Source organism: Bacteroidota bacterium, assembly GCA_030706565.1.
Taxonomy (GTDB): Bacteria; Bacteroidota; Bacteroidia; order Bacteroidales; family JAUZOH01; genus JAUZOH01.
The window spans coordinates 1-2,601 of sequence record JAUZOH010000496.1; the positions used below are offsets into that span (position 1 = coordinate 1).

General features: G+C 40.1%; 2 protein-coding genes. One reads left to right on the forward strand and one right to left on the reverse strand.

Annotated features, from left to right (window positions below; all coding sequences use genetic code 11):
* Positions 1–72: 72 nt before the first annotated feature.
* On the reverse strand, positions 73–1,002 hold the full coding sequence (gene dusB / locus Q8907_16015; GenBank protein ID MDP4275775.1) for a tRNA dihydrouridine synthase DusB: 930 nt from the start codon (positions 1,000–1,002) through the stop codon (positions 73–75).
* Between the two features lie 131 nt (positions 1,003–1,133).
* Here dusB and Q8907_16020 point away from each other — a divergent pair, with 131 nt between their 5' ends.
* Entirely contained in the window at positions 1,134–2,072 is a 939-nt protein-coding gene (locus Q8907_16020; protein ID MDP4275776.1) for a CPBP family intramembrane metalloprotease, read from the forward strand.
* The last annotated feature ends 529 nt before the right edge of the window (positions 2,073–2,601 follow it).

Consider the following 2,601-nt stretch of genomic DNA (forward strand, 5'->3'; position numbering starts at 1 on the left):
GTTTACAACGAACAGGTGCCCGAAATAGCCCAGGAACCCGATTACGCCAAGGCCCTGGAAGCATTAAAATAATTACAAACCGGCATATTTTATGGCAATATTGTCCAGTATTGCCATAATTTCATCATAATCAAGCGAAGTAACCATTTTTAGCCTCGTTTCTTTAAAATCGGGAAGGCCTTTAAAATAATTGGAAAGATGGCGGCGCATTTCAAAAATGCCTACCGGCACGCCTTTCGTATCGAATGATCGCTGGAAATGCAGTTTGGCCAAATCAACTTTCTCCTGAATGGTCAGCGGAGGCATTTCCTCCCCGGTTTCAAGATAATGCCTGATTTCCTTAAATATCCAGGGACGGCCTACCGTGGCACGGCCGATCATGATGCCATCCACCCCGAAACTGTCGAACATTTCCTTTGCCGTTTTGGCATTGACTATATCCCCGTTGCCAATAACCGGGATTTTCATCCGGGGATTATTTTTCACTTTTCCAATCAGTGTCCAATCGGCATTTCCTTTGTATAACTGGGCGCGGGTACGTCCGTGAATGGTGATGGCCTGTATGCCCACATCCTGGAGCCGCTCGGCAATGTCCACAATATTCTTTGAATTTTCATCCCATCCCAGCCTGGTTTTTACCGTTACCGGAACTGAAACTGCTTTAACAATGGCATCAGTCATTTCGACCATCAGGGGGATGTTGTTCAACATTCCTGCGCCTGCGCCACGGGTTGCAATTTTCCGCACCGGACAGCCGAAATTAATATCGATCAAATCGGGATGTGCAGCCTCGGCAATCTTTGCGGCTTCAACCATGGCCTCAATGATATTGCCATAAATCTGAATACCTATAGGGCGTTCGTAATCATAAATATCCAATTTTTTCACGCTTTTCCAGCCGTCACGGATCAGCCCGTCCGAAGAAATAAACTCCGTATACATCAGATCTGCACCAAAGTGCTTGCAAATAAAGCGGAAAGAAGGGTCGGTGACATCTTCCATGGGTGCAAGCAGCAAAGGACGGTCGCACAATTCTATATTACCTATTTTTACCAAGAGCCGAATGTTTATTTAATTTGATAATGATGAAAAAAAATGTAAGTTTGGGACACAAAATTATTAATTTGTTGACAATGATAAGGGGTTTTTTCAAGAATGCTTTGCCGGCATCAAAAGTTGTATTTTCAATTTTTATCATCCTTTGTGTATTTCTTGTGGTTTTGCTTGCAGGAACATTGATTGCTGTTCCGTTATTTGGAGTCAGCATTTTTCAGTTGCCCGGTATACTTTCAGATTTCAATAATCCCAAAACGGTTGTCCTCTTAAAATATTTTCAAACCATACAATCCCTTGGCTTATTTGTGATCCCTCCCTTTCTGATCGGATATTTTTACAGTGAAAATAAAAGCACCGCTTATTTGAAACTTGACCGTCAACCGCTCTATTTTTCGATTATACTGATTGCCGTACTGATGTTTTGTGTGATCCCCTTTATCAATCTGCTCGGGGAGGTAAATTCGTGGATGAAGCTGCCCCATTTCCTGGCTTCTGTTGAAAACTGGATGAAAAGTTCAGAGGACAATGCGCAACGTCTTACCCAGACATTTCTAAGAGGTTCCTCAATTGGCGTTTTGCTGGTAAATATTTTTGTTGTTGCCCTGATTCCGGCAGTTGGAGAAGAAATGGTTTTTAGGGGTATATTTCAACGATTATTCACCGAGTGGACCAAAAGTATTCACTGGGGGGTAATCATCTCTGCAGCCTTCTTTAGTTTCATGCATTTCGAATTTTACGGTTTCCTTCCAAGAATGGTATTGGGCATTCTGTTGGGTTATCTTTTTGTCTGGAGCGACACACTCTGGCTTCCGATCATTGCCCATTTCTTCAACAATGGGATTGCCGTTGTCTGCACCTTTTTATGGAACAATAAGTTTATCTCCACCGATCCGGATAAATTTCAAACCACGCCCAGTTCACTTTTTATTGCCGCACTCAGCTTAATCCTCGCTATCACCCTGCTGCATTCAATTTTTCTGCACGAGCAGAAAGCCAGGTTTCAGCAGGAATTGTAACCTTTACAGGTAGTACTTTCTCTTTACTCTTTCTTACATTCCCTTTTGGAGGATATAAATCTCATTTTCAGCAGATAATCAGAAGATAAAGGACAATTTTGCGGATAAATTATTGGATTAGTATTTAAATATGAAATTATAACAACGCGACAAACATTTATCAGATTATTATATCCGTAAAATAAGTTAAGGGAAAAATAAAATGTTTGTCATAAACGATAAACGGAATAAAATTCCTCACCGTTTTTGCACAATAATGAAGAGAGGAACGCCATTTCAGGTAGAATATCAATTAGCATAAATTTTTTAAGGAACGTTTGGATAAACCATAGAAATCTCTGTGAAATAATTAATTTTAATATATAATAACACAGAGATACACTGAGAAGACACAGAGTTGCACAGAGGAAATCTTTAAAATAAAAAATATGGACAGAAATCAAATAACTGGAAAGATCCATTGAATTTCACTCTGTGGTTCTCTGTGAAATACCTCTGTGATTCTCTGTGAAACAATCAATTTTAAATA